Annotated in this window: 3 protein-coding genes and 1 pseudogene; 1 reads left to right on the top strand and 3 read right to left on the bottom strand. The window is 69.3% G+C overall.

The window, feature by feature from the left end; translation table 11 throughout:
* The 3 genes and pseudogenes from AC5RUJ_RS12240 to AC5RUJ_RS12230 form a co-directional block, all read right to left on the bottom strand.
* Nucleotides 1-536 (bottom strand): annotated as a pseudogene (locus AC5RUJ_RS12240) (electron transfer flavoprotein subunit alpha/FixB family protein); the annotation flags it as partial.
* A gap of 33 nt (nucleotides 537-569) precedes the next feature.
* A complete protein-coding gene (locus AC5RUJ_RS12235; RefSeq protein WP_494000244.1) occupies nucleotides 570-1,385 on the bottom strand; it encodes an electron transfer flavoprotein subunit beta/FixA family protein in 816 nt (271 codons plus the stop codon).
* A gap of 206 nt (nucleotides 1,386-1,591) precedes the next feature.
* The gene (locus tag AC5RUJ_RS12230; RefSeq protein ID WP_494128646.1) at nucleotides 1,592-3,166 is read right to left on the bottom strand and encodes a S1C family serine protease; all 1,575 of its coding nucleotides are present in this window, start codon (nucleotides 3,164-3,166) and stop codon (nucleotides 1,592-1,594) included.
* A gap of 340 nt (nucleotides 3,167-3,506) precedes the next feature.
* On the opposite strand from AC5RUJ_RS12230, the gene AC5RUJ_RS12225 reads away from it, so the two are divergent.
* A partial coding sequence (locus AC5RUJ_RS12225; protein WP_494155919.1) for a TPM domain-containing protein occupies nucleotides 3,507-4,016 on the top strand: 510 nt, incomplete at its 3' end.

Genomic DNA, 4,016 nt, shown 5'->3' with positions numbered 1-4,016 from the left:
ATCCGGGCGGCGGGGCCGAAGTCCCCGGCGTCGACCGTCACGACCTGCGGCGCCGCCGCCTGGGCCGCCGGAGCCTCGGCCACAACATTGGCCTTCACGGTGATGACCGGCGTGCCTTCGGTGACGTTGGCCTGCACGGTATAGGCGCCGGCCAGCACGCTCTTGGTGACCGTCAGGTCCGCCGAGACGTCGATGGCGTCGGTGATGACCCCGGATGACAGTTTGATGCCGGCCCGTGCGGCGATCTCCTTGCCTTCGAACGTGTTGTCCAGCAGCACCGCGGCCGGAGCGGCCTGGCGCACGGCCGCCGCCAGAAAGGCGGCCTTCGGGGCCACCAGGGCGCCGTCCACGTCCGCGGCCGGCAGGTAGACGGTGCCCACGCCGTACTCCCCGAGCTCGGTCCGCAGGGCGTCGGTGAGATCGCCGTTGAATGCTGCCACCGGTTCTCCGATGCCGCGGGCGAGCGTGAGCAGTTCCCGGTGGATCTTGTGCAGGGCGTGGCCGGGACGGTCGATGAAGACAAGAACAGTAGTCATGGTGCCGATATCCTTCGCGGTTTCCGTGGCGGACTAGAGCAGGTTCTGGGCGGCCAGGAAGTCCACCAGGCGGATCCCGGCGTCGCCCTCATCGGTGATGATGGTGCCCTGCGACCGCGGCGGCCGCGCTTCTGCCTTGGCGACGGCGGTCCAGGCACCCGCCGTGCCGACCGCGCCGGGTTCGATGCCCAAATCCGCCAGCGACACGGTGGCCACGGGCTTTTTCTTGGCGGCGATGATGCCCTTGAAGTTCGGGTAACGCGGTTCGTTAATCTGGTCGGTGACCGATACCACCGCGGGGAGTTCCGCTTCCAGGCTGTCGGCGTGGGTATCGCCGTCCCGACGGGCGCGCACGGTGGTCCCGTCGACCTCCAGGCTGGCGGCGAAGGTCAGCTGCGGCAGGCCCAGGCGCTCGGCCAGCTGCGCCGGAACCAGCGAGGTTTCGCCGTCGGTGGATGCCATCCCGGTGAGCACCAGGTCGATGTCGCCGAGGCTGCGGACGGCGGCCGCCAGCACCAGCGACGTCCCGGCGGCGTCCGAGCCGGCCAGGGCATCATCGTTTACGTGCATGCCTTCGGTGGCGCCGATCTGGAGCGCCTTCTTCACGGCGGTGGCCGCTGCTGCCGGGCCCATGCTCAGTGCGATGACCCGGTTGCCGGCCTTCGGGCCGCCGCGCTCCTCCGCCAGCTGCAGGGCGGCTTCGATGGCGTATTCGTCCAGTTCGGACAGGATGCTCTCCGAGCGGTCCACCGTTGCCGGATCGCCGGTCAGGTGCCGGTCGAACTGTGCGTCCGGTACGTGCTTGACCAGCACCACGATGTTCAAGGCTGTGCCTGCTGCTTTTTGCATCCTCGCTGAACTTCCTTCCGCCGTCCACGGCCCGCGCGGGTGTTGCGGGCCGCTGCAAACACCCTAACCTTACCGGCATCGCCGCGGCGGTAAACACCTGCGGGGCCGCCGCCTGCGCCACGGCAAACCCCGCGGCGGTAAACACCTGCGGGGCTGCCGTTGTGCGCCGCCCCGGTGAGGGCTGGTGCCTCACCGGGGACGTGCGGTCAGGCCTGGCCTTCGCCCAGGGTCACGTCGACGGTGCGTTCTTCGCCGCCACGCAGGTAGGTGACCTGCACGGTGCTGCCGGCGGCGTGTTCGCGGATGGCCGCGGTCAAGGACTGGCTGTCGTCAATGACGCGGTTTTCCACCCGGGTGATGACGTCGCCCTTTTGCAGGCCGGCCTCCTTGGCGGGCGATCCCTCAACCACCTCCACGACGGCCGCCCCCACCGAGAACTGGGTGTTGCCGGAGGAGTTGCCGGAGGGCTTGGCCGTCACCGTCACACCGAGTTGGCCGTGGCTCGCCGTCCCGTCTTCGATCAGGTCCTGGGCGATCCGCTGCGCGTAGTTGCTGGGGATGGAAAAGCCCACGCCGATGCTGCCGCTGTCTTCGCCCGAGGAAGCGATGGCCACGTTGACGCCGATGACCTCTCCGTTGGTGTTCACGAGCGGACCGCCCGAGTTGCCATGGTTGATCGCCGCATCGGTCTGGATGACATTCAGGAAAATGCTGCCCTGGTTCGAGGACCGTTCCTCGCCGGGGAACTGGAAGTTCCACTGGTCGCCCGGGCCCGGCTGGGCACTGTCGCCTGAATTCTCCGGCACGGCGGAGGACGAGACGCTGATGGTGCGGCTCAAGGTGGACACGATGCCGTCGGTGACGGTGCCCGCCAGGCCCAGCGGCGCTCCGATGGCAATGGTGGTGTCGCCGACGTTGAGCTTGTCGGAGTCGGCAAACGTCGCGGGCGTGAGGCCCTTGGCATTGATCTTGATCACGGCCAGGTCCGACAAGGGATCGGTGCCGACCACCTTGGCCTTGTGCACGCCGCCGTCGCTGGTGCGCACCTCGACGTCGGGATTAGCCGTCTGGCCGCCCAGCGTCACCACGTGCGCGTTGGTGAGGATATGCCCCTCCGTGTCCAGGGTGATGCCCGATCCTGATCCCCCGGTGTTGCCGCTGGCCACCGAGATCGTCACCACGCTCGGCGAGGCCTTGGCCGCCGCGGCGGTGATCTCGTTGACCGAGTCCGTGTTGTTCACGATCAGCTGCTCCGGACCGCTGCCGGTGATGGAGGTGCCCGCCGAGCCGTCCGCCAGCGCCTGCGAACCCACGGCGACTCCACCGCCGGCCAGGCCTGCCAGCAACATGCCGGCGATCAGCGTCCCGGTGCCAAAGCGTTTCCTGGTGCCCGCCCCGGCACGCTGCCCGCCTGCCGGGTTTCCGTAGCCGTTCCCCTGCCCGTGGCTGCCGCTCCCGTATCCGGGGGTGTGGCCCTGTCCCCCGTAGCCGCCTGAACTGCCCGCGTTCTCCGGGCCGTAGGACGGCACGGCATACTGGCCAAACGTGCCCGGGGCGTGCTGGCCGTACTGAGGCTGCTGCGGGGTGTGGTGTTGGGGCTCCTGCCGGGCCTGGTCTTGCGCCGAAACCTGCCGCGCAGCTTCCGGTGCCGGGCGACGGAACCGCTGGGTCTCGTCGGTTGCCGCCGGCTGCTCCCCGGCACGGAAGGCCGGCGGATTCTGCGGCAACGGTGGCATCGGCCGGGCGGGCCGCTGCTGCGGCTCCTGGTTGTTCTCGCTCATGGCAGGTCCTTTCTTGGTCTGCATTCCACTATGCACGGCTTCGCTGGGATAACGTCGCACGTTTCCTGTAAGGAATCTGGAAACCAGCCGTATGCCGGCGACGGGGCGCGGCCCCGCCGGACGCCTCCGCACGCCCACCCATAGGGTCAAACGATGTATCGCAGTCCGCCACATGCGGCGGAGGAGCTGCTCGGGTGTTCGCCGCGGGCGGAGGGCTGTGGTGGACGGTGCCAAACGCAGGACCATAGAATCACGAGTGGGTGGATCCGCCCCGGCCGGGGCCAGGACCACGCCGATGAGCCGGGGCGCCACGGCCCCAGCTGCTGCTGAAGGGACCTTTATGCGCTCACCGTTCAGGCGTCTGGCGGCCGTAGCCGGCCTGACGGCAGTCTTTCTCGCGCCCGCAGCGCTGGCGCACGCGGTGCCGCCGGTCGACATTCCGCCGGGCGAGTTCGTGGTGGACCAGGCCGGTGTGCTCGGTGCCCGGACGGCCGAGGTCGAGGACGCAGTACGCGAGCTGCAGCAGTCCGAAGGCCTGAACGTCTACATCGTCTTCGTGGATGAATTCACCGAACCGGCCGACCGCAACCAGTGGGTGCTGGAGATGGCCGAGCTCAACTCGCTGGGCTCCGTCGACAGCTTGCTGGCCGTTGCCGTCGACGGCCGCGAATACCTGTTCCAGTCGGCCGAGGGCAACCCCGTCGTCTCCCGGGACCAGAACATCGCGCAATCCATCCGGCCTGCCCTCGGGGAAGCGGACTGGGCGGGGGCCGCGCTGACCGCCGTGGCGGCGGTCGAGGATGCCGCCACCGGTGGCGACGGTTCCGTCGCATCCGGTGGCGGGGGCGGC

Source organism: Arthrobacter sp. Y3223164 (assembly GCF_059091005.1).
This window is presented reverse-complemented; position numbering and strand designations above follow the sequence as displayed.